Genomic DNA, 25589 nt, shown 5'->3' on the forward strand with positions numbered 1-25589 from the left:
AAATAATGATTCTGAAAGAATGCGGGAGACTGGATGTATATCAGAAATCTCAAATGGGGTGCTTCTCGTGGATTATTTTCTAGTGTCTTGTTGTGTTTGCTTTTGTCAGGATGTATGGTTGGTCCTAATTACCAGAAAACATCTTTTCGTGTTCCAGCAGCTTGGGGACAGAAATTTGCTCAGATATCTGGGCATTCAATTGCCCTTGCTGGATGGTGGCGACGGTTAAATGATCCAGTTTTAAATGCGTTAATGGATGAGGCTATTTCTGGGAATAATGATGTTGCAGTTGCTAAAGCCCGAGTTCGTGAGGCACGGGCGAGTTTAGGGCAAGCATTGGGATCTTTGTTGCCAAGTGCGTCAAATACAATTTCAGGAACCCGTAGCGGATCTGAACAATCTGGTGCATTGAGCCAATATCGTAGTGGATTTGATGCTAGTTGGGAGCTGGATTTTTTTGGTGGGCATAAGCGAGGCGTTGAAGCAGCACGATATGGTCTTGAAGCGGTGGTGGAAGATATGCGCGCTACCATGGTCATATTGTTAGGAGAGGTGGCAACAAATTATGTTCAAATGCGCGGTTGGCAACAAAAGTTGTTGATTGTGCGGCAAATTGCTGCAACACAACGCAAAACATATGAATTGATGCGTGCTAAATTAGCAGCAGGTGATATTTCTGAACTTGATGTTTCAAATGCAAAAGCGCAAATGGCCAATACAGAAGCCGATATATCTCAGATGGAAGCCAATGTGGCAATGAGTATGCATCGCCTTTCCGTTTTGACTGGTCATGTCCCTACGGCTTTGAAGGGACTTTTGCAAAACAATGCCAAACAAGTGAAAATTCCACAACCACAATGGCCAATATCAGCAGGAATTCCAGCAGATATTTTATTGTCGCGTCCAGATTTACGACGGGCAGAGCGCCAATATGCGCAAGCAACAGCCCGCATTGGTCAGCGTGAGGCAGAACGTTATCCATCCCTCACTTTAACGGGGAATATTTCAACAGCAGCAACAGCAATGGACCAATTATGGAAAAGTTCAACCATTGGCTGGTCTTTTGGACCTGGTCTTCGTTTCCCTTTCTTTAATGGAGGACAGATTGTTGCCTCTATTGCGATGGCGCGGGCACAGCGTGATCAGGCTTTTATTACTTATCGGGCGGCTGTATTGAGTGCTTTAGAAGATGTGGAAAACGCGCTTGTGAGATTAACAAAAGAACATCAGCGTCTTGAAAAGCTTGTCATTGCAAATAAAGCTTTTTTGCATTCTTTACAACTTTCACGAAGCCTTTTTGAAAATGGAAATATCAGCTTCCTTGAATTGTTAAATGCTGATCGTTCCTATTATTCTGCGCAAATGGCACTTAAAGATAGCCGTATTGCTTTAGCTACCCAATATATTGCTCTGATGAAAGCATTGGGGGGGGGATGGGATGGAGTCGTTGATGTGTCACGTCCGGAAGTTGTTGATGGTACATCCCGTTCGCTTGTAAGGGTAGGGCAATGAAAAAAAATTTCATCAAAGATTTCATTAGAAAACACAAAAAACTTTCGTTATTTCTTATTTCTCTCTTCATTATCTTCATTTTGTTGTGGCTACGCTCTGTTTTTTTTGGAACATCCACACCAATATATATGACAGCTGTGGTGAAGCGTGGTGATATCGAGGAAAGTGTTTTGGCTTCTGGACTTGTGCGTCCTTATCGGTTGGTGGCGGTTGGGGCACGTGCTACGGGGAGGGTGGTTTCCATGCGCGTTCTTCCAGGCAGTGTTGTCAAAGAAGGGGATCTGTTGGCAGAAATTGATCCTACAGATCAAGAAAATGATCTGAAAAGAAAAAAAGCAGCTTTATCTCATTACTATGCGAATTTAGTGGAACAAGAAGCTTATCTTGCCCTTGCTCAGAAAAATTTAGCGCGGCAGAAAAAAATGATAGAATCGCGTGCAATTTCAAAAGCTAATCTTGATGATGCAGAAACACAAGTGAAAATACGCGAAGCGCAAATTGCTCAACTGCAACAGCAGATTGTACAAGCCAAAATTGATGTGGAGAGTGCAGAGGTTAATCTCGGTTATACGCGGATAACTGCTCCTTCGGCGGGAACCGTTTTGGCAACGGTTGTTGAAGAAGGACAGAATGTTAATGCTGTTCAGTCTGCGCCTACAATTGTTATTCTAGGCGATTTATCAAAGATGACAGTCAAAGCGCAAATTTCGGAAGCTGATATTCTTAAAGTTCATGCCGGACAACCTCTTTATTTTACAGTATTGGGCAATTCACACCGTCGTTATGAGGGCACTTTGGAAAGAGTCGAGCCGGCTCCTGAATCCATTCGTGCTGATGTGAGTATTAATCCTGGCGCAGGAGGATCTAGCTCTCTTGTGTCATCGGCAATTTATTATAATGGGGTTGTGCATGTTGATAATAAAGACAATTTTTTGCGAACCTATATGACCGCTCAAGTTCATATTATTCTAGGACGTGCTCAGAATGTTTTGTTGGTTCCAAGTGATGCTTTGCGTGATGAAACAAAAGAACACAAAGCATGGGTTTCACTTTTGGTGGGAAAAAATAAAGTGGTGGCAAAACAAGTGACTGTGGGGCTTAATAACAAAGTGATGGCAGAAATTGTTTCAGGGCTTCAGGAGGGGGATGTGGTTATTACCGGTTCACGCGATGGTGTGATGCCAGAAATCCCTTATGAACAGAACGAAGATGAGAATTAAGCTATGAAAGCAGAAAAAGCAGATGCTGTTTTCGTTTTAGAAAATATTGTGCGCGAATTTCCTGCGGGTGAAACATTTGTTACTGTTTTGAAAAAAATTAATCTAACCATTAAACGTGGTGAAATGGTGGCGATTGTAGGGGCTTCCGGTTCTGGAAAGTCCACATTGATGAATATTTTAGGCTGTCTTGATCGACCAAGTTCTGGTCGTTATTGGATTTCAGGAAAAGAAATAGCTTCTCTTTCTGCTGATGAATTATCAGCTTTGCGGCGCAATCATTTTGGATTTATTTTTCAACGCTATCATTTGTTGAATGAACTCACCGCTCTTGGAAATGTTGAAATTCCAGCTATTTATGCAGGTTGTGCTCCAGATGTGAGAAAAAAACGTGCCCAGGACTTGTTAACACGCTTAGGCATGGGAGAGAGAGTTAATCATCGTCCTAATCAGCTTTCAGGAGGACAGCAACAGCGGGTGTCTATTGCGCGAGCATTGATGAATAATGCGGAGGTTATCCTCGCTGATGAGCCAACAGGCGCTTTAGATAAACATAGTGGTCAAGAAGTGTTGCGTATTTTGGATGAGCTTCATCAAGAAGGGCGCACCATTATTATTGTAACGCATGATATGCAGGTGGCTGAAAAAGCAGATCGTATTATCGAAATCAGTGATGGGGAAATTATTTCAGATACTGTATCAAAGGGTAAAAAAACAAAGGTTGCGTCTTATATTCAGGAAAAGCAAAATTTGAAAGATCAAAAAACATTAGGTTTTTTTCGTTCTTTTGTTGAACGTTTTCGTGAAACATTTGTTATGGCTTTGTTAGCTATGAATGCCCATCGTATGCGGACTTTTTTAACAATGCTCGGGGTGATTATCGGTATTGGAGCAATTATTGCCATGGTGGCTTTGGGGACTGGCACGCGGGAAAAAATACTGGAAAATTTTAAAAGTTTGGGCTCCAATACCTTGACAATCTTTCCTGGGAAAAGTTTTTCTGATCCACAATCAGAGAAGATAACCAGTCTTGTTGAAGCGGATGCAGAAGCTCTTTCTGGCTTGCCCTATGTTTCTGGTGTAACGCCTCAGATTTCAGCAAGTTCTACGATTCGTTTTGGTTCCGTTGAAGCTAATGCTGTAATTGCTGGGGTGGGAGAACAATTTTTTCAAACACAAGGGCTTAGAGCTGTTGAAGGACAATTGTTTGATCAAAAAAGTGTGAGTGAAAGGGCTGTTGATCTCGTTATTGAAAAGGAAGCCGTTTCTGTTCTTTTTCCTCATAGCCATGAGAGTCCACTTGGAAAAGTGGTGCATGTGGGAAAGGTTCCTGCACGTATTGTGGGGGTGGTCGATCCGCAAAATAATGGAGGTAACTCAAATACGTTGCAGATCTATTTGCCCTATACAACCGTGCAAACTCGTTTTCTTGGGACCACGCAGGTTCGTGCCATTATGGTTAAGATTGCTGATGAGATTGATTCACATTTAGCAGAGACTATGGTTCGACGTTTTCTCATTATGCGCCATGGAGGGGAAGATTTTTTTATTAGAAATTCCGAATTTTTTCGTGAACGTATCATGGAGAGTACGCATATTTTAACGCTTTTAGTGTCTTCAATTGCAGCAATTTCATTGATTGTAGGGGGGATTGGCGTGATGAATATTATGTTGGTCACGGTTTCTGAGCGGATCAATGAAATTGGGGTGCGTATGGCTGTTGGTGCACGGCAGAGTGATATTTTGCAACAATTTCTCATTGAAGCAATTTTAGTGTGTATGATTGGAGGCGGTTTAGGAATCCTCTTTGGATTTTCTATTGGAGGCTTATTTTGGCTCTTTAAGGCACCTATCCACTTGGTTTATACAATTGATTCAATTGTTGTATCTCTTACTTTTTCGACGCTTATTGGGATATGTTTTGGCTTTTCGCCAGCGCGACAAGCTTCACGGCTTGATCCTGTCGTTGCACTCTCGCGTGATTAAGCGGTTATCAATTTAAGATATATTGGTTGTTATATCAATTTGGATGAAACATTTGTGAAGCAGAATATGGATGGGAAAAGTTTAGCACTATTCGCTTCTTTCTCCTAAAAAATGCTGTATTCGTTAAGTGGAATGCTACTAGACCATGAATTTATAGCACAACACATCATGTGAGATGTGGTGGTATAGGGGTGTATAATCTTCCTTGAGGTATTAAATGTTTTGGGAATGCTTTACGAATATTCTTAAATTTTTCTTATCGCGCCTTTTGTAAGTGAATCCCATTAAGCAGAAAGCTAAGCGGAATCCGCTAGAATTGAGACTGTTTACAGACTGGATTTCGTTAAGAATCCCTGTCTTTTCAGATGCGGAAAGGAAGCTAAATGAAATATAATGCGCGCTGACTTTTAAGATTTAATCTAAAAAAGCGGGGGAAAGTGAAGTGTATATCTTTTAACAAACAAAAGAACAAAAAAGCAAGTCGAGACAAAAACAGCTTAAAACCCACCCCTCCAAAAAAACAACTGGTATACGAGGCGTGTTAATCTATAGAGTTTTCCTTTTGTTCATTCGTAGACCGGTTCTTTTTTTCACACATTGTATGGCAATAGAAGGGACGTTCGTATGAGTAACCTTTGGTTTGGGATTCCTTATAGCTTTATGCGATGGAGATATAGGTTCCTGCGAAGCTTTAGCTTTGTATGGAGGATGCGATAAACACACCTATGGGTTTATGTTGCTGGGAAGCTAAAACTATATTGATTATTATGTGTATTGGCATAGCTTATTATTGGTTTTATGATAGATTTTAATTGCGTTTAGCTTCAGGCGATATCAAGCTTTCAACTTTTTAAATAGAGAAACATCAAAAAGAAGTTCACAAAAATAAAAATAATGAAACAAACCTCCACATTCTCGTGAATGGTGCGTATTGTCTTATGTTTTTGTTCTTCACGTTCTTTAAAGGGGGGCGTTTTCTTATGGTAAAAAGAATGCTGCAAACAGAATATACTTATGTTGCACATTTATGCACTTATGTTAAAGAAACATCTCTTGGTGCGTTCAAAGTTCATTTCATGGTGCTGAAGCATGTATTAAAAAGAGAGTGTTCGTTGAGAGGAAGCTCCCTAGATTGCTATAAGGTCTATTTATCCCCTCCCTCTTTAGGCTTCATGAAGTAATAAGCCAGCACCGTTACACTATTTGCCGTAATACTGCTTAGAACTTGGGATAATTGATAAGAGGTATATTTTACACTCAGTGATAAGGGCTGTTGCGATATTTCGGATATGGGCAAAGTGTATGGTTTCTTGTATTTTTTATGAAACATAAAGATGGTGGTATAAATAGATCTTATAGTGATCTGGGGAGGATTCATTTACGAGGGCTTTTATCCCATTGGGATATCATCTACAAATCAGAGCAGCGAAATAAGTTTTGGATGTGAGAGATGTTTCTTTAAAACAAGCACGTGAATGTGCCAGTATATTGAGGCATTCTACTTTGCCTTTATATTCTCAAGCCAAGGATAGTCCCTATATCCCCATCAATCTGATCTTTATGGATATGACACAAAGGATATGTACGAACCACTTAAGACAAGGCATTAATTTATAATGATAATTTGGCGTTATTCAATTGGAATTAGAATACTGAATACCGTAAAATTCTCTCATTTTAAACCTGCTTATCTTGAATCAATTAAAATCACTTGCTTGCACGTCACAAGCGGGTAGGCTATGTGGGAAAAAAATGTATAAGAAAGAATTAAAAATGGCTCTTATGAACTGTCTTAAGTGCCAAGAGCTGCAACACCCATGGGCTGGCAAAGTGGTGATGGTGCTGGCTTGCTTCTTCACAAATGTACAGATGGAGGTGCACAATGGATTTACCGTTATGCCATTCATGGTTGCTGTCGTGAAATGGGCTTGGGGGCGTTAAGAAATGTCTCTTTAAACAAGCCCGTGAAACTGTAACTGGGGGGCGCTCTGTTCTTCGCGAAGGTCGTGACCCAATTAAAGAATGTGACAAACAAAAACGTGAGGCAATAAGCAATCTCCATTATTTAAAAGACATTGCTTTAGATACTTTTAAAGATCGTAAAGCTGAATTAAAAGGAGGTGCTAAAGATGGAAACTGGTTTTTACCTTTGAAACTTCACATTTTATCAAAATTAGGCTGTCTGTCTTTTTCAGGAGATTATACAAATAGAGATACGCTATATCCTTGCTCCTAATTTGGCATACAAAAGTTGATACAGTGCGTAACGCACTGAGCCGTCTTAATATTTGTCTCAAACATGCTGCTGCCTTGGGGTTGGATGTTATTTACAAGAAACAACAAAAGCACGTGCTCTCTTAGGTAAACAACGCCATAAAACCGTCAATAGATCGGCTATGGATTGGAGAGATGTGCCGGCTATAAGATATTTTGCGAAGCATCAATCCTAACACAATAGGTTTTGCGCTTGCTTTGCCTTGAGAGGCAGGACTTTTCTATAATCTTATGGAGGAAACCTGTGTGGAAGTGAAAAGACAAAACGCTATGAATCGGTCAGTAGGGGGCAAGTTTTTTAAAAAGTCAGAAGGATAAAGATTAGAAGGCAGTTCTGATATAGACTTGGAGTGTTTTAATATATTGGAATATAAGAATGCGGATTTGATTGATCTGTTGTATTGTGCTTTCAGCATTGCTCTTTTTAACAGGATAGGCAATGAAGTGGATATCAGGCATTAAATATTTAAGTTCACGCATCGAGCGCCACACATGGTAATCATGGGTGACAATATAAAGGGTTTTATAGTGGTGTTTTTTGATCCAATCGGCGCTTTCTTTAGCATTTCCTCTGGTGTTAATCGCTTGATGCCCGATGTCAATACAACAGGAGATAAGCCGTGGGGTAATATGCATGTTATGCATGAGACTTTTCAGATTGGTTGTGGTGTTTACGCCACTGATGAGGAGACGTGAACCAAGCCCCTTTTGTAAAAGATGGAGTCCTGTCTCTATTCGGTTGTCTCCACCTGTAAGCACGATAATGGCATCGGCTTTGGGGAGAGGCTTTGGGGGATAAAGTCGTTCGGTTTTTTCAGAAAAAACAATAAAACCACCCCAGAAAATGAAAACAATGATTGAAAGAGTAAGGGTCGTTGGTGGAAAATAACGAAATAAGAGGCATGGAGACCAACTGTAGTGAGGCCGTTGTGGAAGAGGACGTTCTAAATTATTTTGCGTCAATGAGTTGGAATGATAGGAGTGGTGAGTCATAAAATTAAAATAAACCGTTTTCACATTGATCGATTTTTTTCAGTTGCGCTAAAATAGTCATGCGATTTGTAAGGGTGGTGAGAAAAGAAACGAAAATAATAAGGAGAATGATTTTTCCATAGGGGATGGAGCGTATGGAAATATGTCCAAATAAAGCTGTTACTTGGCTGGCTTCTACTCTTCCCAAGTTATAATTCGTCCAGAAACAAAAGGCTGAAAACAGAAATATGCTTGTGAGACCACCATATAAAGCACCACGCAGCGCAGTTTTAAAAAAATGCCAGTCAAATTGGCGAGCAATGAAAAGAGTTTCAGTACCAAGGAAATATAACACATTGATAATATGTGCATTTTCTGCCAATGCATTGCGGGTAGCAAAAATGATGGTGAGGATAAGAGAGCCTAGAACCAATGCTAAAATTGAAAAACCCATGAAAACAGTTGTGTGTGCCATTTTCACAAAACGATGAACCCAAACACGGTGATCATCAAATTGACCTCCTGGAATTTGGGTTTTAATGGCGTGATTAATGGCTGCAAAATTGATTGTTTCATTCCCCTTTAGGGTGACAATGATAAGACGGGGAAGAGGTAGTTCATTGAAATTAAAACCTGTTCCAAGCCATGGCTCCAGTAACTTTTCTGTAGCTTTTTGGTCAACAATTTTCGCATCTTGGACACCGGAAAATGTTTTAACCAATTGTACAGCATCATGGAGTGCTTTGTTGATATCAACATTGTCAACGGGGCGTATTTGTATTGTTGCTTCATAGCTAATTTGATTACTCCAATTTTGGGCGGCACGTTGGACTAAATCAACACCAATTAAGGTGAGACTTGAGAGAAATGTCATAATTGCAATCACTGCAACCAGCGCTTTCCCAGAAATATTACTACTGGGAATAATCGCCGTTGTGTTTTTTTTATTGCTTGTAAAAATGGGGAAAGATTTATTCATGAATCGTCATCCGTCCATTATGGAGAAGCATACGCCGTGCTGCAACTTGTTCCATTAAGGCGATATCATGGGTGGCAATGATAACAGCTGTTCCAAAACGATTTAATTCAATAAACAAACGGAGGAGGCGTTTTGCCAAGGGGGGGTCGACATTTCCGGTGGGTTCATCGGCCAGCAGAATTTCAGGTTGATCAATGAGCGCGCGTGCAATGGCTACCCTTTGTTTTTCTCCGCCGGAAAGAACTGGTGGTAAAACATGAATATGATCTCCAAGACCTACCCAACAGAGAAGATCTTCCACTTCACTGCGATAGGTTGCTTCTTCTTGTCCTTTAATGCGTAAAGGTAAGGAAACATTTTCATAAGTGGTCATGTGGTCGAGTAAACGAAAATCTTGAAAAACTACACCGATACGTTGTCGTAGTGCTGGAAGCTCTTGTCGTTTGAGTAATGCTGTGTCTGTTCCAAAGAGATCAATATGACCGCGGGTGGGTTTGAGTGCCAAAAACATAAGACGCATCAACGACGTTTTCCCTGCTCCAGAGGCACCTGTGAGAAATTGAAATGATCCAGGAGGAATATGAAAGCTAATATCACGAAGGACCTCAGGGCCCATTCCATAGCGTAGGCCGACATTTTCAAAATGAATCACTTTTCGTTACCACTTCCGTTTTTATAGTGTATTACTTTCAGAACTTTTGCTCCTATTTTTATATCTTATTCATGCTTCACAGCCTCCAATATTTCTTAATTTGTGCTTGAGAAGTATTGTTTGTAAAATATCTCTTATATTGCTTTATTTTATCTTTATTTATGATTTTAGCAGGAATTCCAAGGCGTTTCTAGCAGAAACATAAGAACTGCTTTACCTGTTTTTCGATTTGATCTTGATCTTACTCGTTTTGTGGTTGATGGGGCTTGTGCTTTTTTCGCTTTAATGTGCGTTAAAGCGCATCTTTTATAATTTTAATCTTTAGTTTGTTTTTTATTGGTTATGGAAAAAACTATTTTTTTCAAAGACTTTGAAAGTCTGTTTATTGGTTTTTCTTTTGCTAAAATAGATTAATTTATAAGAATAATTTATCATTTTACAATTTGATAAATTGATAAAAAAATTTTACCGACAGTGAAATTTACTACTTATGGTAAGTTTTTTATGGCATTCGTTTGCGACTTGAAATGTGTGTGTGTGGATAAAAACATCTGAAGTTTAAATATATCTCTTATGAAGTAACAAGCTGGCACCATCATTATATTTGCCAGCTCCCCAATGTTGCGACAGATCTTGCATTAAGACGGTTCATAAAAGCTATTTTATTCCTTTTTTATACAAATTTGATCCACACACTCATTCTACTTGTTATATGCAAATGAGTGGTTTTGATTGATTCAAGATAAACAGCTTTGAAATGAGAGAATCCTACGTTATTCGAGACTCTCATTCAACATACAAAACAGTGAATTATCATTATAAATCAATATATTGTCTAAGGATTATATTATAAGAGTGGTGGCAATATTTTGGGTTGCAAACAGAATAGTGGTGCTGGTTTGGATGTTTACCGGTAGCTTTAGCAAAAATGCTAGGTTTATTTCAGTAAAAGGCTAAAGCTTACCGGTGGTATTGTGCATTAAACCATGGTTTCTTTAATTTTGTCGGTTGGCAATCAGATCTTCAACAACTTGTGGTTCGGCAAGGGTTGAAATATCTCCGAGAGTATCAAAATCGTTTTCAGCGATTTTTCGTAAAATACGTCTCATAATTTTCCCTGATCGTGTTTTGGGAAGCTGCGGAGCAAACTGAATTTTATCCAATATGGCAATAGAACCTATTTCTTGTCTCACATGCTTGATAAGGTCTTTTTGCAATTCTTCACTTGGCGCTGTTCCTTCCATGAGGGTCACAAAACTATAAATTCCTTGTCCTTTAATGGGATGCGGGTAACCCACAATAGCTGCTTCTGATACAGAGGGATGCGAAACAAGCGCTGATTCAATTTCAGCGGTTCCTAGCCTGTGCCCTGAAACATTGAGAATGTCATCAACTCGTCCTGTGATCCAATAATAACCGTCACTATCGCGCCTACAGCTATCGCCTGAAAAATATTTTCCTTTATAGGAGGAAAAATAAGTTTGAATAAAGCGTTCATGATCCTTATAAAGTGTGCGCATTTGTCCGGGCCATGAATCACTGATACAAAGAGTGCCTTCTGCTTCACCTTCTAAAACATTGCCTTGGGCATCAACAATTTGGGGTTGAACACCAAAAAATGGACGTGTAGCTGATCCTGCTTTAAGGGGGGTTGCACCGGGCAAGGGCGTGATCATATGCCCCCCTGTTTCCGTTTGCCACCATGTATCGAGAATCGGACAACGGTCATTTCCAATTATATGATAAAACCATTCCCATGCTTCTGGGTTAATCGGTTCGCCTACCGTGCCTAAAAGACGCAACGATGTTCTGTCTGAGTGTTCAACAAATGAATTTCCTGCTCCCATTAAGGCGCGGATAGCTGTTGGTGCGGTATAGAGTGTATTGACTTGATGCTTGTCGACAATTTGCCAAAATCTTCCTTTGTCAGGAAAGGTTGGTGTGCCTTCAAACATTAAAGTGGTCGCACCATTGCATAAAGGTCCATAAACCAAGTAAGAATGACCGGTAATCCAACCAATATCAGCTGTACACCAGTAAACTTCATCGGGGTGGTAATCAAAAACGTATTGATGTGTCATTGCGGCAAAAACAAGATAGCCTGCTGTGGTATGCAAAACACCTTTAGGTTTGCCGGTGGAGCCTGAAGTATAAAGAATAAAAAGTGGATCTTCAGCATTCATTGGTTCTGGTGGGCAGTCTGTTTTGGCATGAGCTATTTCTTCGTGGTACCAAAAATCACGCCCCTCTACCCATTGAATGGGTCCACAAGTTCGCCGTATAACCATGACTTGGTCCACATGCACATTTTGGCGTGCTGCTATCTCAATGGCATGATCAACGTTGTCTTTTAAGTTAATCCGTTTGCCGCCACGCAAGCCGTGATCAGCAGTAATCATAAAGGTTGATTCACAGTCAACAAGACGTCCTGCTATTGCTTCAGCAGAAAAGCCTGCAAAAATAACCGAATGAATAGCACCAATGCGGGCGCAGGCGAGCATGGCATAGGCTGCTTCGGGAATCATAGGAAGATAAATGGTTACTTTATCGCCTTTCTTAATGCCACGACTTTTCAAAAGATTGGCAAAACGACAAACATGTTCATAAAGCTCGTTATAGGTTATTTTTTTATCATGATAAGGATTATCTCCTTCCCAAATGAACGCGATTTTGTCTCCATGGGTTTTCAGGTGGCGATCAATGCAATTATAGGCAACATTTGTTATTCCATCTTCGTACCATTGAATGGAGACATCTCCGTTAAAAGAAGTGTTTTTTACTTTTGTAAAAGGTTTAAACCATTCAATGCGTTGACCATGTTTTGCCCAAAAGCTTTCTGGATCATTAATGCTTTCTCGATACCATTGTTGATAAGTTTCCTCATCGAGTAAAGTATTTTTTTTGATCTCTTCTGATATTGGATAAGTTTTTTCGGTCATGTTTCCCTCTGTTTATTGTTTGAAAAAATCAGCCATTGTATTTTTATATTTATGGTCGCGTTTTCCCAAAAGCTTTTCATTGTGAGGGTAGACTAAATGACAAAGATTAGAATAGTCAATTTTTAAATCTGATACGTTTGTCTTTAAGAGAGTATTTTATGCTTTTAGGATATTCAAATGTGGCAGAACCTATTGTAGTAAAGAGCTTTTTATAAAAGCATAAAGATATTAAAAAATACCCTATAAAAAGGGAGATGAAGGTGCTTTATTGATTATCGCTTTGAATGTTTTTTGTATTCTCTTGTTTTAAAAAGAATACATACCATTATGGATATTAATATAAGCCAAAATATCTACGCAAAAAAATCAGAAATAAAAAATAGAATTCCTACCAATAATCCTGTTATTATAAATAATTTCCAATTCCATTCATTGAATATTTTAACAAAAGTAGTATATATAGGAATGAATACAATAAGTATTAAGAATAATCTTGCATTTTATAAAGAATATCCATTATAGAAAAAGCCTTATTATAATATTTTTATAGTATATACCTCTGAAAACTATTTTATCCATAGATATAGATATTTGGTATATTCTTTCGAATATATTGACAAAAATACTAATTTCAGAGATATCTTTGTCGTTATTCTCTATAAATTAGAACCAACATTCACGACCTTTTTCTCCAAAAGTCCAAAGACCATCTGCTAAGAATCCACCTGCGGCGCCTAAGAGTCCACCTGTAAATGCATCCGCTGATCTTCCAGTTATACCACCTAGAATTGCTCCGCCTATTCCTCCATCAAAAGCTCCATGTAACCCCCCTGCGTCTATGTGAGACATAAAATCATTAGTACTACATGTATTTCCATAAATGATAGGTGTTGAATCATGTATCGTATAAGTTAAACCTGAACCAAAATGTTTCAGTTTAATATTCCTAATATTATCTACATTAAAAATATTAATCATAATGATACACTTCAAATGTATATCACGTATTTTTAGAGAAATTACAAAGATAAACTTTAAAAATATTAATAAAAATACTGTATAAATAATAACTATATTATATTAATACTTTTTTATATGTGAAATATTCTTCTTAAGAAGATAATAATATTACTTATAAATTTTTAAAATATAAATAATGACACCATGTTTTTCTTAATTAAAGTTTAAATTTAGAAAAATTGCGCATATGAAAAGTTGAAGTTTTTCTCTTTGTTTATGAGAACGATAAAGGAATAACGACAAAGGAATATCGTTATTGAAATTGGTCTCATTGCTATTGTTTTGCTGCATGTATTATGCACATATGCACGGGATTCGTTCTTTTATTTTTCAGGCAAATATTGACCGTATTTTACGCTTTGTAGAGCATAGAAAGCCTTTATGCTATCGTTGGACCTTATAGATTGCTATTCATGTTGTTTAGCGCTGCTCTTAGTGCTCTATTGGGCATTTGAGATGTTTATTTTGCTAAGTGGCTTACATGAAAGAGTTTTGTTACTGTATTATGCAACCATAAGCCTCTTTTTGTCTGCTTTATGCCATTGGCATGTGGGGAAATTGTTTACGCGTGTTGGAGAAGTTAAGAGAATTCGTGGTTTTTAATGGCAATCATTGCGATAATCGTAGTCAATATTTTTTTGCAATTATTTATTTCGCGACAGTTTTTTCATTCATGTGCAACGCCTCTATTTTTGTTATTTTGCTTTTACATTCAGGATTTCTTTTTTGCGTGCTTTTGGTGGAGAGGCGGTCAGAGGGGAGGTGAAGTAGAACCAATGTGCGAGAATATGAGAGCCAAATTTCAATACTATTTTGAAGCTATTGTACGGGTTGTGGATGTGCCGGTGAGAAATTTGAGAAGACTAGCTTTTTTGCTTATTTTGCTAACAGGATGAAAGAGGGACTGGAATCTTTTTTGCTAGAATTGCTCCTTTATTGAGATTGAGGGGAATATTTTTCTCATTTCTGCTGTTTTTGGCTTGTTCGTAGAATTTTCAATGGGAATTTGTGTTAAGGGAGAATGAATTTACATAATGGCTTTAAACAGGGCGTTTTCCAAATAAAGCAGAGCCAATGCGAAGGACGTTAGAGCCAAACTGTAGAGCGGTTTTGAAGTCACTGGACATGCCCATGGAAAGTTTTGGAAGACCGGCTTGTTTTGCCAGCTTTGCTAACAGTGCGAAATAGGGACCGGGATTTTCGTCTAAGGGGGGGATGCCCATAAGACCGATGATATCGAGTCCATAGTTGTTTTTGCATTGAGAAACAAAAGGGATCACTTCTTGGGGTGCAACACCACTTTTTTGCGGTTCTAACCCAATGTTGACTTGAACATAGCAGGGAAGATGCTTTTTTTGCTTTTGCATTTCGTCCATCAAAACTTTGGCTATTTTTTCACGATCAACCGTTTGAATAACATCAAAAATTTTGACAGCTTCAGCAGCTTTATTTGATTGTAGGGGACCGATGAGATGGAGTTTAATATTTTCAAATTGTTGACGTAAAGCAGGCCATTTTTGTGCTGCTTCTTGTACGCGGTTTTCTGCAAACAAAGATTGTCCTGCTTGCAAAAAGGGACGTATATCAGTGGCAGAAACAGTTTTTGAAACCGCGATAAGTTCAATTTCTTCTACGGGGCGTTGTAACTCTTGACATGTTTCAGCAATGTCTTTTTGAAGGTTTTGCCATGCTTCAATGGAAGGGGTATCGAGGGGTGTTTGTGTATTCATGTTTTTGTGCTTTACCGTTTTTGTTCAAGAGTTGGTCGTTTTTTTTAAAGTTTTATAAAATACTTAGGGAAATATTTCACGAAAATGTTGACGATGAGGTTAATCCATGGTCAAGCATAATAAAACAAGTTTTTTGGTTCAGTTTTATTAAAAGAGTATAATGGGAATGACGATTGAGCATTATAAGATAGGCGAACGCTATAATCCACGTGCGAGAGAAAAAAAATGGCAAGAAATTTGGGATGAAAAGAAAATTTTTCAGACTGTCCAAGAAGATGCTCGTGAAAAATATTATGTTTTAGAGATGTTTCCTTACCCTTCTGGGCGCATTCACATGGGGCATGTGCGCAATTATGCCATGGGGGATGTGGTTGCACGCTATAAACGCGCAAAGGGGTTTAATGTGCTTCATCCTATGGGGTGGGACGCTTTTGGGATGCCGGCTGAAAATGCTGCTATGCAAAATAAAGTGCACCCTAAAACTTGGACTTATCAAAATATTGCGGTGATGCGTGGGCAATTAAAACAATTAGGGCTCTCGATAGATTGGACTCGGGAATTTGCGACTTGTGATGTGGAATATTACCACCGCCAGCAAATGCTGTTTCTTGATTTTTATCAAAAGGGGTTGGTTGCGCGTAAAGTGGCTAAGGTGAATTGGGACCCCGTTGATCATACTGTTTTGGCTAATGAACAGGTGGTTGATGGACGGGGATGGCGTTCTGGTGCGTTGGTTGAACAGCGGGAATTGACGCAGTGGTTTTTCAAAATTAGCGACTTTAGTGAAGATCTCTTGGCAGGGCTTGAAGAGCTGAACCAATGGCCGGAAAAAGTTCGCACCATGCAAAAAAACTGGATTGGAAAATCACAAGGTTTGCTGATTCGTTGGGCTTTAAAGTCGGCGGGTGATGCTGATGATGTTTGTGAGAAATTTGATGAGGTTGTTTGTTATTCAACGCGTCCTGATACACTGTTTGGTGCCTCCTTTTTGGCTTTGTCTGTTGATCATCCTATTGCACAAGCTTTGGCAAAAAAAGACAAAGCGTTGAGTGCTTTTATTGAAAATTGTCGGTGTGGTGGAACGACAACGGCAGCACTTGAAACAGCTGAAAAACAAGGGTTTCTCACGCCCCTTTTGGCAGTTCATCCTTTCGATTCAACAGTACATATTCCTGTTTATATCGCGAATTTTGTGCTTATGGACTATGGAACAGGGGTTGTTTTTGGTTGTCCTGCTCATGATCAGAGAGATTTCGATTTTGCGCGTAAATATGATCTTCCAATAAAACCCGTGGTTTTGCCAAAAGGAGAGCAAGCAGAAGATTTTGTCACACCTGAAACACCTTATACGGGTGATGGGGTGATGATCAATTCCAGTTTTTTGGATGGTTTGACACCCCGACAAGCTTTTGAAGAAGCTGCTAAAAAGCTTGAAAAACAAATGCTCAATGGGCAACCGCAAGGGAAGAAAACAGTGCAATTTCGTTTGCGTGATTGGGGGATTTCACGGCAACGTTATTGGGGGTGCCCCATTCCCATGATCCATTGTACAACTTGTGGGGTTGTTCCTGTTCCACGTGCCAATTTACCGGTTGTGTTGCCTGATGATGTTACTTTTGATCAACCGGGCAATCCTCTTGCACGACATGAAACATGGCAGAATGTTACTTGTCCTTCCTGTGGTCAACCGGCCAAACGCGAAACCGATACCATGGACACATTTGTTGACTCTTCTTGGTATTATGCACGCTTTACGGCTCCTTTTGCGCAGGAACCTGTTGATAAACAAGCAACAGCTGAATGGTTGCCTGTGCAACAATATATTGGTGGAATTGAGCACGCGATTTTGCATCTTCTTTATGCGCGCTTTTTTATGCGTGCTATGAAATTGGTCGGTCATGTGACGGTCGATGAGCCTTTTAAGGGGCTTTTTACCCAAGGTATGGTGGTGCATGAAACCTATCGAGATGATCAAGGGTGGGTTTCTCCAGCGGATATTTCCATTGTTGAAAAAGATGGAAAGCGGTGTGCTTATAAATTAACCGATCAAAGTGAAGTGACGATTGGTTTGATTGAGAAAATGTCAAAATCAAAAAAGAATGTCGTTGATCCTGATGATATTATTGCATCTTATGGCGCTGATACTGTGCGTTGGTTTGTGTTGTCAGATTCTCCTCCCGAGCGGGATGTCATTTGGACAGAATCTGGTGTTGAAGGTGCACATCGCTTTGTACAGCGTGTTTGGCGCCATGTGGCTGTGAGTGCTTCTATTTTAAAGGATGTGGCGCCTTGTGCAGGGCATCAGGGAGCGGCTTTGGAACTCTCAAAGGTCGCACATCGCACGCTCCACGCTGTAGAAGATGATTTGGAAAAATTCGCTTTTAATCGGGCTATTGCACGCCTTTATGAATTCTTGAATATTATGGCGCCGTTGTTAAATAGGATAGAAAGTGTTGACGATGAAATGAAAGCTTCTTTACGTCAAGCCATGGATTTTTTTCTTGCTATGATTGCACCAATGATGCCCCATTTAGCAGAAGAATGTCATGCTGCTTTAGGGGGAAAAAGTTTAATATCTGCGCTTTCTTGGCCTGTTTATGATCGTACGTTAACCGTTGCGGAATGCTATACTTTGCCAGTACAAATTAATGGTAAAAAACGCGGTGAGGTGAGCGTTGCAGCAACTGCTGATGAGGTGATGATTAAAGAAGCGGTTTTGGCGTTAGATTTTGTAAAGGCGCAGCTGATTGAAAAGCCCGTGAAAAAAATCATTGTTGTTCCAAAAAGGATTGTGAATGTCGTTCTTTAAAAGTTTTATTCTTTTCGTTTTAGCTGGTGTATTCACACTGTTGTGTGGATGCAAAGTTGAGCCGCTTTACCGTCAAGAATTGCAGAGTTCAATGGCGATGGATTCTGCTTCTTATGGGAATTCTTCTTCTGGGCACCCTTCTGGACAAGCTTCTTTGGGATTAGCGCAAAAGCTTGCTTCTATTGTTGTGGAAGAACCTTCGGATCGTTTTGGACAAATGGTGCGCAATCATCTGCTATTTCTTTTGTATGGAAATGGTGCTAAACCTTCTCTACCTGCTTATCAATTGGCATTGCAGATATCCGTCTTTACCAGAGAATCGATGCAGATAGAGGTTGATTTCGAGAAAAAGAGAAAGGGACGACCTTCTGTTGGAACTGTTATGAGCAGAGCTTCTTACACTTTGCAGGATATGAAAAATACTCTTGTTGCAAAAGGAACAGCAATGATGAATGCATCTTTTGAACGCCTTCGTCAAGAATATGCAACGCTGCAAGCAGAAGAAGATGCAAAAAAACGTGTTGCGGAAGAGTTGGCTGAACAGATCTTTTTGTTACTTTCAAAAGATCTTTCCAATAAAAATTCTAAATATTAAGCAATATTTTGTCCTGTTTTTTTCCAGTCATCGAGAAATATTTGCAACCCTTTATCAGTGAGAGGGTGTTTGACCAGGGCTTTTAAGATTGCTGGTGGAACTGTTGCAACGTCCGCACCACTGAGCGCTGCTTCTTTGACATGATTAACGGTGCGGATTGAAGCGGCCAAGATTTGTGTTTCAAAGTTATAGTTATCATAAATTGTGCGTATTTCATGAAGCAGTTCACTTCCATTATTTCCGCAATCATCAAGTCTCCCAATAAAAGGTGAAACGAATGTCGCGCCTGCTTTGGCTGCTAATAAGGCTTGATTGGCAGAAAAACAAAGGGTGAGATTTGTTTTTAGTCCTGCTGCTGTGAGGGCTTTACAGGCTTTTAATCCATCAAGTGTTAAGGGAAGCTTGATACAAATATTGTCGGCAACCTTTGCTAAAACAGCCGCTTCTTTCATCATGTCTTCAAATTGAGTTGCTGCAACTTCAGCAGAAACAGGTCCACGAACAAGGGCGCAAATTTCTTTTGTAACATCAAGAATATTGCGTCCCGATTTTAGGATAAGAGAGGGATTGGTGGTAACACCATCAACAAGGCTTAAATTCTGTAACTCTTGAATTTCTTCAATATTGGCGCTATCCACAAAAAATTTCATATCTAACCTCTTCTTTTTAGCTTTTATCCTATTTTTTGTTATGCGCTATTGTTGACTGCAAAAGCAAGAGAAAGAATTAATATCTGTGTAAAGAACAAGAATGCTATGGTGTTAATCATATACTCGTTTTCGGTAAATAAATATTACTTATTGTTTTCACACCTATTTCATAGCATTGTTCGTAATAAGACATAGAATTCATTGCGTACAAACATTTTTGCGTATTGGCATCTTTGCGGAGCGGTATTTTTATACTTATGAAAATAAGCTAGCATTATCACACACTTTGCTCATTTCCTATTTGCGATTGCTCTTGATATTTGAGAGTGTTCATAAGATGTCTTTCTTTTTCACGTGGTTTACGTTTAATTTTCTTTCACGTGTAAGCGAATGGATTCATTGTGTCGTAATAAAACACCATTGAAGAAGGCATGTAAAATTTTACGCATGAAGTATTTTATATGGTCAAAATATTGATTTATAATGATAAATAATTGTTTAACTTGAATTATAATGCCAAAGACAGAAAGATTTTCTCATCACGTATTTTGCTTTATATTGAATCAATTAAAATCATTTTTTTGCACGTCATAAGAGGGGCAGGAATGTGGGGAATAAGTATTTCAGAAAGTACTCAAGATGTTTCTTATGAATCGTTTCAAGTGCCAAGGGGTTTGTTGCAACATCCATGAGCTGGCAAGGTGTGTGATGGTGCTGGTTTACTCTTTTGTGAGGTGTAAAGATGGTGGTGATCAGTGGATTTATCATTATACTATTCATGGTTTGCGTTGCGAAAAGGGCGTGGATTTGTATGAGAGTTTGATAAATATTTAGAGAAAGGAGCTGTATCTTATAAATTAGCTTACTTTAGGAGGGAGATATGAACCACATAAAGAGGTTGTAAGTCCGTTTAGGAAGCAGGATTATTTACAAAACATTATGTACAGGACATTATTTATAGATCGGCGGGGTTAAGAATCTTCATTTTTGAAATGTGGCGAGGACCCTGACTTATGATCATTGGAAGTTCCATAAGATGATGAGAAAAATGGGCTAAAATAGCGTTTAATGTCTTAGAAATTTTATTGGAAAGATCTTTTGACAATAAAAATCTGTATAAACAATTTTTTAACCCTATACTTTTGTACTGCATTGCATTGACTTATAAAGATAATTCACTTTTTGTATGTTGAATGAGAACCCCGAATATCGTAGATTTTCTCATTCTAAACCTGTTTGATGTTGAATCAATAAAAATCATTTTCTTGCAGGTGACAAACGGGAAGAGCCGTGGAGAGTGAAACTGTCCAAGAAAGAAGAGAAAATACCTTTTATGAATCATTTTAAGTGCCAAGGGGCTTGTTGCAACATCCACGAGCTGGCAAGGTGTGTGTTGGTACCGGATTATTGCTTGTATTGTTGCTTGATTCTCAATCAAACTGAAAGATGTACGCACGTGTTTTCACGCTTTGGCATGAAGCCAAGGTAAATATTGTAACGGCTCCATTTGCAATATTATTCTCCTTATAATTAAAATCATGGGATACTCTTTCATCACTAAGGATTTACAAATGTTCCTCGATGGGTTTGAAATGAGAAAAATTCATCGTATTGAGTTTTTTTTATTACAATAGGTAAAATGATGATTATATCTTTATAAATCAGTCTGTTGAAGATAAATTGAGATATGAGGCAGTAAAAAATAAAAGTGTGCGTTGGAAAAAAGTCATACTATGGGATCGCTTTGTTGAAGGACGCACTTACGATCTCATGTTGAATGCTTAATAATGATGCGCTTTATTTGCACAGAAGAATGGTGCTGTTTTTTTGCTATAGAGTTTTTTGTTATAGACGATGAGATTGGTCCTTTTATTGGTACTTTGGTGATGGAATGCGTGTTAAAAAGAATTTTTGTTAAAAAAGTGTTGTGATCGGGGGGATTGAATCCTGCAATGAATTTTATAAGAGTGTTTAAAGATAAGGTGTAGACTTGTTGGTGCTCAATAGGTCGTAGATTGGTTTAAAAGATGAATTCAAACATGATAGAGGAAAAGATTGTATCCGTATTGGTTCCTCTTCCTGTTGCTCACGCTTATAGTTATAAAGTTCCATCTTCTATGGAGGTGAACGTTGGTTCTTTTGTTCGGGTTCCGGTAATGGGGCGTGAACTTTGCGGTTTTGTTGTGGATGTTGGAGAGAAGATAGCCGATGGGCAAGGGACCGCTCCTGTGGCGCGTGAAAAATTACGCTTTCTTCTTCATGTTTTTGATTGCCCCCCATTAAAGACAGAAATGATCACATTTTTGCGTTTTGTTAGTCGCTATACAATGGCACCTTTTGGTCTTGTAGCGCGATTGGTTTTGTCTGTACCGGCTGCTTTAGAGCCGGAAGCGCAGATGCTGGGGTTGCGATATTGTGGTGGAAATGTAGAACGTCTCACACCAGCGCGGTCACGGGTTTTGGAATTGGTGCGTAATGAGAAGATATGGACACGTTCTGGTCTGGCACATGCGGCTGGAACTTCGGTTTCTGTTGTTGAAGGTTTAAAAGCTCTAGGGGTTTTCGAAGATGTTATGGTCCCTGCTCCTGACCTTGTGGAAATGCCTGATCCTGATTTTTGTCCCCCTCAGTTACAGGGAGCACAAAATGAAGCAGCAACATTATTGCGGGAAGGTGTTTTATCTTCTCAGTTTCAAGTTTTTTTGCTTGATGGTGTGACTGGATCTGGAAAGACAGAGGTTTATTTTGAAGCGGTTGCTCAAGCTTTCAAAGGGGGCAAGCAGGTTTTAATTTTATTGCCGGAAATTGCTTTAACTCAGCAGTTTTTAGATCGTTTTTATGCGCGCTTTGGCGCTGCGGCAGCAGAATGGCATTCTGATTTGACGCCACGTCGTAGAGAACGCGTCTGGCGGCAAGTCGCAGAAGGGCGGGTGCGTGTTGTGGCTGGGGCTCGTTCGGCGCTTTTTCTTCCCTTTCCTAAGCTTGGCTTGATTGTTGTCGATGAAGAACATGATAGCGCTTATAAACAAGAAGAGCGCATTTTTTATCATGCGCGTGATATGGCTGTTGCACGAGGCTCTTTTGAGTGTTTTCCTGTTATTTTATCTTCAGCCACACCGTCGATTGAAAGCCAAGCCAATGTTTTAAAAGGGCGTTATCAAAAGGTGCATTTACCTTCCCGTTTTAAAGAAGTTGCACTTCCACAGTTGCGGGTGGTTGATATGCGCCAAGGGGGGGTGCAAAAGGGGCGCTTTATTTCCTTTGCTCTTGAAAGGGCTTTAAAACAAACGCTTGATAAGGGCGAACAAGCTCTTCTTTTTCTTAATCGTCGTGGTTATGCACCTTTGACTTTATGCCGAATTTGCGGACATCGTTTTCATTGTACCGATTGTTCAAGTTGGTTGGTAGAACATCGTGCGCAAGGGCAACTGAAATGTCATCATTGTGGATATCATGAACCACTTCCTGAAGCCTGTCCTGAATGCGGAACCTTAGATCATCTTGTGGCTTGCGGACCAGGTGTGGAAAGAATTGCCGAAGAAACACAAATGCTTTTTCCTCAAGCGCGATCATTGATCCTTTCAACAGATCTCAAAGGAGGGATTGGGCAGTTGCGAAGCGAATTACAAGCCATTGCCAATGGCGATGTGGACATTATTATTGGAACACAGCTGGTTGCTAAAGGACATCATTTTCCCAAGCTCTCTCTGGTTGGTGTTATTGATGCTGATCTTGGTCTTGCCAATGGCGATTTACGCGCAAGTGAACGTACCTATCAGCTGCTTTCTCAAGTTACCGGAAGAGCAGGGCGTGTGGGATTGAAAAGTTTAGGATTATTGCAAACTTATCAACCAGATCATCCGGTCATCAAAGCCTTACTTGCATGCCAGCCAGAAGATTTTTACACACGTGAGATTGCAGCGCGTCAGCATTATCATTTGCCCCCCTATGGGCGGCTTGCCTCTTTGATTGTGTCGGCACAACAGCGCCAAGCAGCAGAACATTATGCGCGCGCATTGCGTCAAGCAGCGCCACGGGAAAAAAATATCTCTGTTATGGGACCAGCAGAAGCGCCTTTGGCTCTGGTTCGGGGGCGTTATCGTTTTCGGCTTTTGCTGCAAGGACAGCGTTCTTTTGATATACAAGGGTTTATACGTGCAATGCTTAGCGGTACACCCAAAATGCCCAGTTCCGTTCGGGTTCAAATTGATATTGATCCGCAAAGTTTTTTCTAAAACCAGTATCGCATAAAGTGAAGGTCTCTTTGCTTAAGGTGCTTTACTTGAACTCTTATATTATTCAGAATAAGCATCCTAGCAGCAAAATATGATATATGTACATTGCATTAAGTAGAGCCACGGGAAAAAATATCTTTGTGATAAAACGAGCAGAAGCGCCTTTGGTTCTGGTTCGGGGGTGTTATCGTTTTCAGTTTTTGCTGCTTTTTTTATTTTAGGAGCAATGTTCTTTGGATAAGGGGGCAATGCTTAGCGGTATACTCCAAAATGCCCAGTTCTGTTCTGGTTCAAATTGATATCGATCCATAAAGCTTTTTCTAAAGTCGGCGCAATATTAAAATGAAGGGTGTGGGCTTAATGAAGGTCGTGTTTTTGATGTTGTTTTACAGTCAAATCTCATACAGCAGCATGTAACAGAAAATAAAATGTTTTTGTTCTGTACGAGTCGTTTTGATGTTATGCCCAATTAGAGTGAAAAATATTATATCTGCTTTATTTATCTTTGACAATACATTGATTTATAATGATAATTTATCGTTATTTATATTGAATGAGAGTCCTGAATAACGTAAGATTCTCTCATTTCAAATCTGTTTATCTTGAATCAATCAAAACCACACACTTGCACGTCACAAGCGGGATGAGTGTGTGTATCAAATTTGTATAAGAAAGGACTAAAAATGGCTCTTATGAACCGTCTTAATGCAAGATCTGTCGCAACATTGGGGGCTGGCAAATATAATGATGGTGCCGGCTTGTTACTTCATAAGCGTAAAGATGGAGGTGCTCAATGGATTTACTGTTATACCATTTATGGGTGCTGTCATAAATGGGCTTGGGAGCGTTGCGAGATGTCTCTTTAAAACAGTCACGTGAATTAGCAACTGGGTGGCGTTCGGTTTTACGTGAAGGTCGTGACTCCATTAAAGAACGTGAAAAACAAAAGCGTGAAACAATAAGCAATCTCCATTATTTAAAAGACATTGCTTTAGAGACTTTTGAAAGTCGTAAAGCTGAATTAAAAGGGGATGGAAAAGATGGAAGTTGGTTTTTACCATTACGCCTTCATATTCTCCCTAAATTAGGCTGTCTACCCGTTTCTGAGATTACACAAACAGAGATACGCGATACCCTTGCCCCTATTTGGCATTTAAAAGCTGGAACTGCTTATAGAGCTCTTAATCGTCTTTACCTTTGATGAGAACACAGATTCATTTTGGAGCGTAAAGGTAAAAATGAGCGTCTATCGTTACCATCTTTTTATTTGATTTTATCGTTTTTAAAAGCGTTCATAGCAATATTTTTTATCATGGAGCTGTTCCAGTTCTTCACGCTTTTATTACCCTCATTTTTTAATGGGGTTGCGTTTTTCATGCAAAGCAGAGCAACCAAAACAGAATATTATTGTATTGTTACATTTCTTGTTTAAGTCAATGTTTCTCAGTACGCTCGAATTCATTTTACTATGTTATCCGTGAATAATATAATGTAAGGGCTTTCATGAATGCAGAAGCCGTTAGGGAGTACCACCTTTATTTTATAAAGTACCGGTTGGCACCATTATATTATTTTAGCTCTTAATCTTACGAAAGCTCTTGGTCCTTGAGAGCGTTTATAAGAGATGTTTTTTCTTTAATCATTTTATCCATCTTCCTTACTTGTAATGGAGCAAGAGAATGATTTTGATCAAAGGATTTGAAATGAGAGAATCTTACGATGTTGGGGTCAGTATGAAGAAAGAAGCATTATCATTATAAATCAATGCATTGTATATTTAAGTTGTATATTTAAAAAGTGTTTTTAAAAGGAAATAATTTGGTGAAATGTTTTCAGAAGCGTGGGTATTTGAAGAAAAAAGATCAAATTTTTCTTAATTTTAAGAAGGATATCCGTTATTTTTTCTTGCTTATGAGTTTGAAATAACACATTTTTTCAGTCGCAGTCGCAGTCGCAGTCGCAGTCGCAGTCGCAGTCGCAGTCGCAGTCGCAGTCGCAGTCGCAGTCGCAGTCGCAGTC

At 39.3% G+C, this 25589-nt stretch carries 13 protein-coding genes and 2 pseudogenes; 8 read left to right on the forward strand and 7 right to left on the reverse strand.

Annotated elements, in window-relative coordinates; translation table 11 throughout:
* Nucleotides 1-33 precede the first annotated feature (33 nt).
* From ACFIMQ_RS01355 to ACFIMQ_RS01370, 4 genes and pseudogenes are all read left to right on the forward strand, one after another.
* Nucleotides 34-1512, forward strand: coding sequence for an efflux transporter outer membrane subunit (locus ACFIMQ_RS01355; RefSeq protein ID WP_375703239.1), 1479 nt, complete (start codon nt 34-36; stop codon nt 1510-1512).
* A complete protein-coding gene (locus ACFIMQ_RS01360) occupies nt 1509-2732 on the forward strand; it encodes an efflux RND transporter periplasmic adaptor subunit (RefSeq protein WP_375703240.1) in 1224 nt (407 codons plus the stop codon). The genes ACFIMQ_RS01355 and ACFIMQ_RS01360 overlap by 4 nt, the downstream gene beginning before the upstream one ends.
* A gap of 3 nt (nt 2733-2735) precedes the next feature.
* Nucleotides 2736-4715, forward strand: coding sequence for a MacB family efflux pump subunit (locus tag ACFIMQ_RS01365; RefSeq protein WP_375703241.1), 1980 nt, complete (start codon nt 2736-2738; stop codon nt 4713-4715).
* A 1773-nt stretch (nt 4716-6488) separates the two neighbouring features.
* Nucleotides 6489-7135, forward strand: a pseudogene (locus ACFIMQ_RS01370) (integrase arm-type DNA-binding domain-containing protein); the annotation flags it as partial.
* A gap of 175 nt (nt 7136-7310) precedes the next feature.
* On the opposite strand, the gene ACFIMQ_RS01375 reads toward ACFIMQ_RS01370, so the two are convergent.
* From ACFIMQ_RS01375 to ACFIMQ_RS01400, 6 genes are all read right to left on the reverse strand, one after another.
* Nucleotides 7311-7982 (reverse strand): YdcF family protein, encoded by a 672-nt coding sequence (locus ACFIMQ_RS01375; protein WP_375615778.1) that lies wholly within the window; start codon nt 7980-7982, stop codon nt 7311-7313.
* A 4-nt stretch (nt 7983-7986) separates the two neighbouring features.
* Nucleotides 7987-8940 (reverse strand): cell division protein FtsX, encoded by a 954-nt coding sequence (locus ACFIMQ_RS01380; protein ID WP_375615779.1) that lies wholly within the window; start codon nt 8938-8940, stop codon nt 7987-7989.
* Nucleotides 8933-9592: a cell division ATP-binding protein FtsE gene (ftsE, locus tag ACFIMQ_RS01385; RefSeq protein ID WP_273723097.1), complete on the reverse strand. Its 660-nt coding sequence runs from the start codon at nt 9590-9592 to the stop codon at nt 8933-8935. Before ftsE ends, ACFIMQ_RS01380 begins: the two co-directional genes overlap by 8 nt.
* 995 nt (nt 9593-10587) lie before the next feature.
* Nucleotides 10588-12531, reverse strand: a complete 1944-nt coding sequence (gene acs / locus ACFIMQ_RS01390) for an acetate--CoA ligase (RefSeq protein WP_375703242.1) — start codon at nt 12529-12531, stop codon at nt 10588-10590.
* 663 nt (nt 12532-13194) lie between these two features.
* Nucleotides 13195-13524 (reverse strand): hypothetical protein, encoded by a 330-nt coding sequence (locus tag ACFIMQ_RS01395; RefSeq protein WP_375703243.1) that lies wholly within the window; start codon nt 13522-13524, stop codon nt 13195-13197.
* Nucleotides 13525-14591: 1067 nt separating this feature from the next.
* Complete coding sequence (locus tag ACFIMQ_RS01400; protein ID WP_375681898.1) at nt 14592-15281, reverse strand: YggS family pyridoxal phosphate-dependent enzyme; 690 nt, start codon at nt 15279-15281, stop codon at nt 14592-14594.
* A 166-nt stretch (nt 15282-15447) separates the two neighbouring features.
* Here ACFIMQ_RS01400 and leuS point away from each other — a divergent pair, with 166 nt between their 5' ends.
* Together leuS and lptE are read left to right on the forward strand one after the other, a co-directional pair.
* Nucleotides 15448-18090: a leucine--tRNA ligase gene (gene leuS / locus ACFIMQ_RS01405; RefSeq protein ID WP_375703290.1), complete on the forward strand. Its 2643-nt coding sequence runs from the start codon at nt 15448-15450 to the stop codon at nt 18088-18090.
* On the forward strand, nt 18077-18685 hold the full coding sequence (lptE, locus tag ACFIMQ_RS01410; protein WP_375615784.1) for an LPS assembly lipoprotein LptE: 609 nt from the start codon (nt 18077-18079) through the stop codon (nt 18683-18685). The genes leuS and lptE overlap by 14 nt, the downstream gene beginning before the upstream one ends.
* Here lptE and fsa read toward each other — a convergent pair.
* Nucleotides 18682-19335: a fructose-6-phosphate aldolase gene (gene fsa, locus ACFIMQ_RS01415; RefSeq protein ID WP_375615785.1), complete on the reverse strand. Its 654-nt coding sequence runs from the start codon at nt 19333-19335 to the stop codon at nt 18682-18684. The genes lptE and fsa overlap by 4 nt on opposite strands.
* A gap of 2039 nt (nt 19336-21374) precedes the next feature.
* On the opposite strand from fsa, the gene ACFIMQ_RS01420 reads away from it, so the two are divergent.
* Nucleotides 21375-23570, forward strand: coding sequence for a primosomal protein N' (locus tag ACFIMQ_RS01420; RefSeq protein WP_375615786.1), 2196 nt, complete (start codon nt 21375-21377; stop codon nt 23568-23570).
* Nucleotides 23571-24253: 683 nt separating this feature from the next.
* Nucleotides 24254-24768: pseudogene (locus tag ACFIMQ_RS01425) on the forward strand (integrase arm-type DNA-binding domain-containing protein); the annotation flags it as partial.
* Nucleotides 24769-25589: the final 821 nt, after the last annotated feature.

The organism is Bartonella sp. AD13SXNS (assembly GCF_042196465.1).
Taxonomy (GTDB): Bacteria; Pseudomonadota; Alphaproteobacteria; order Rhizobiales; family Rhizobiaceae; genus Bartonella.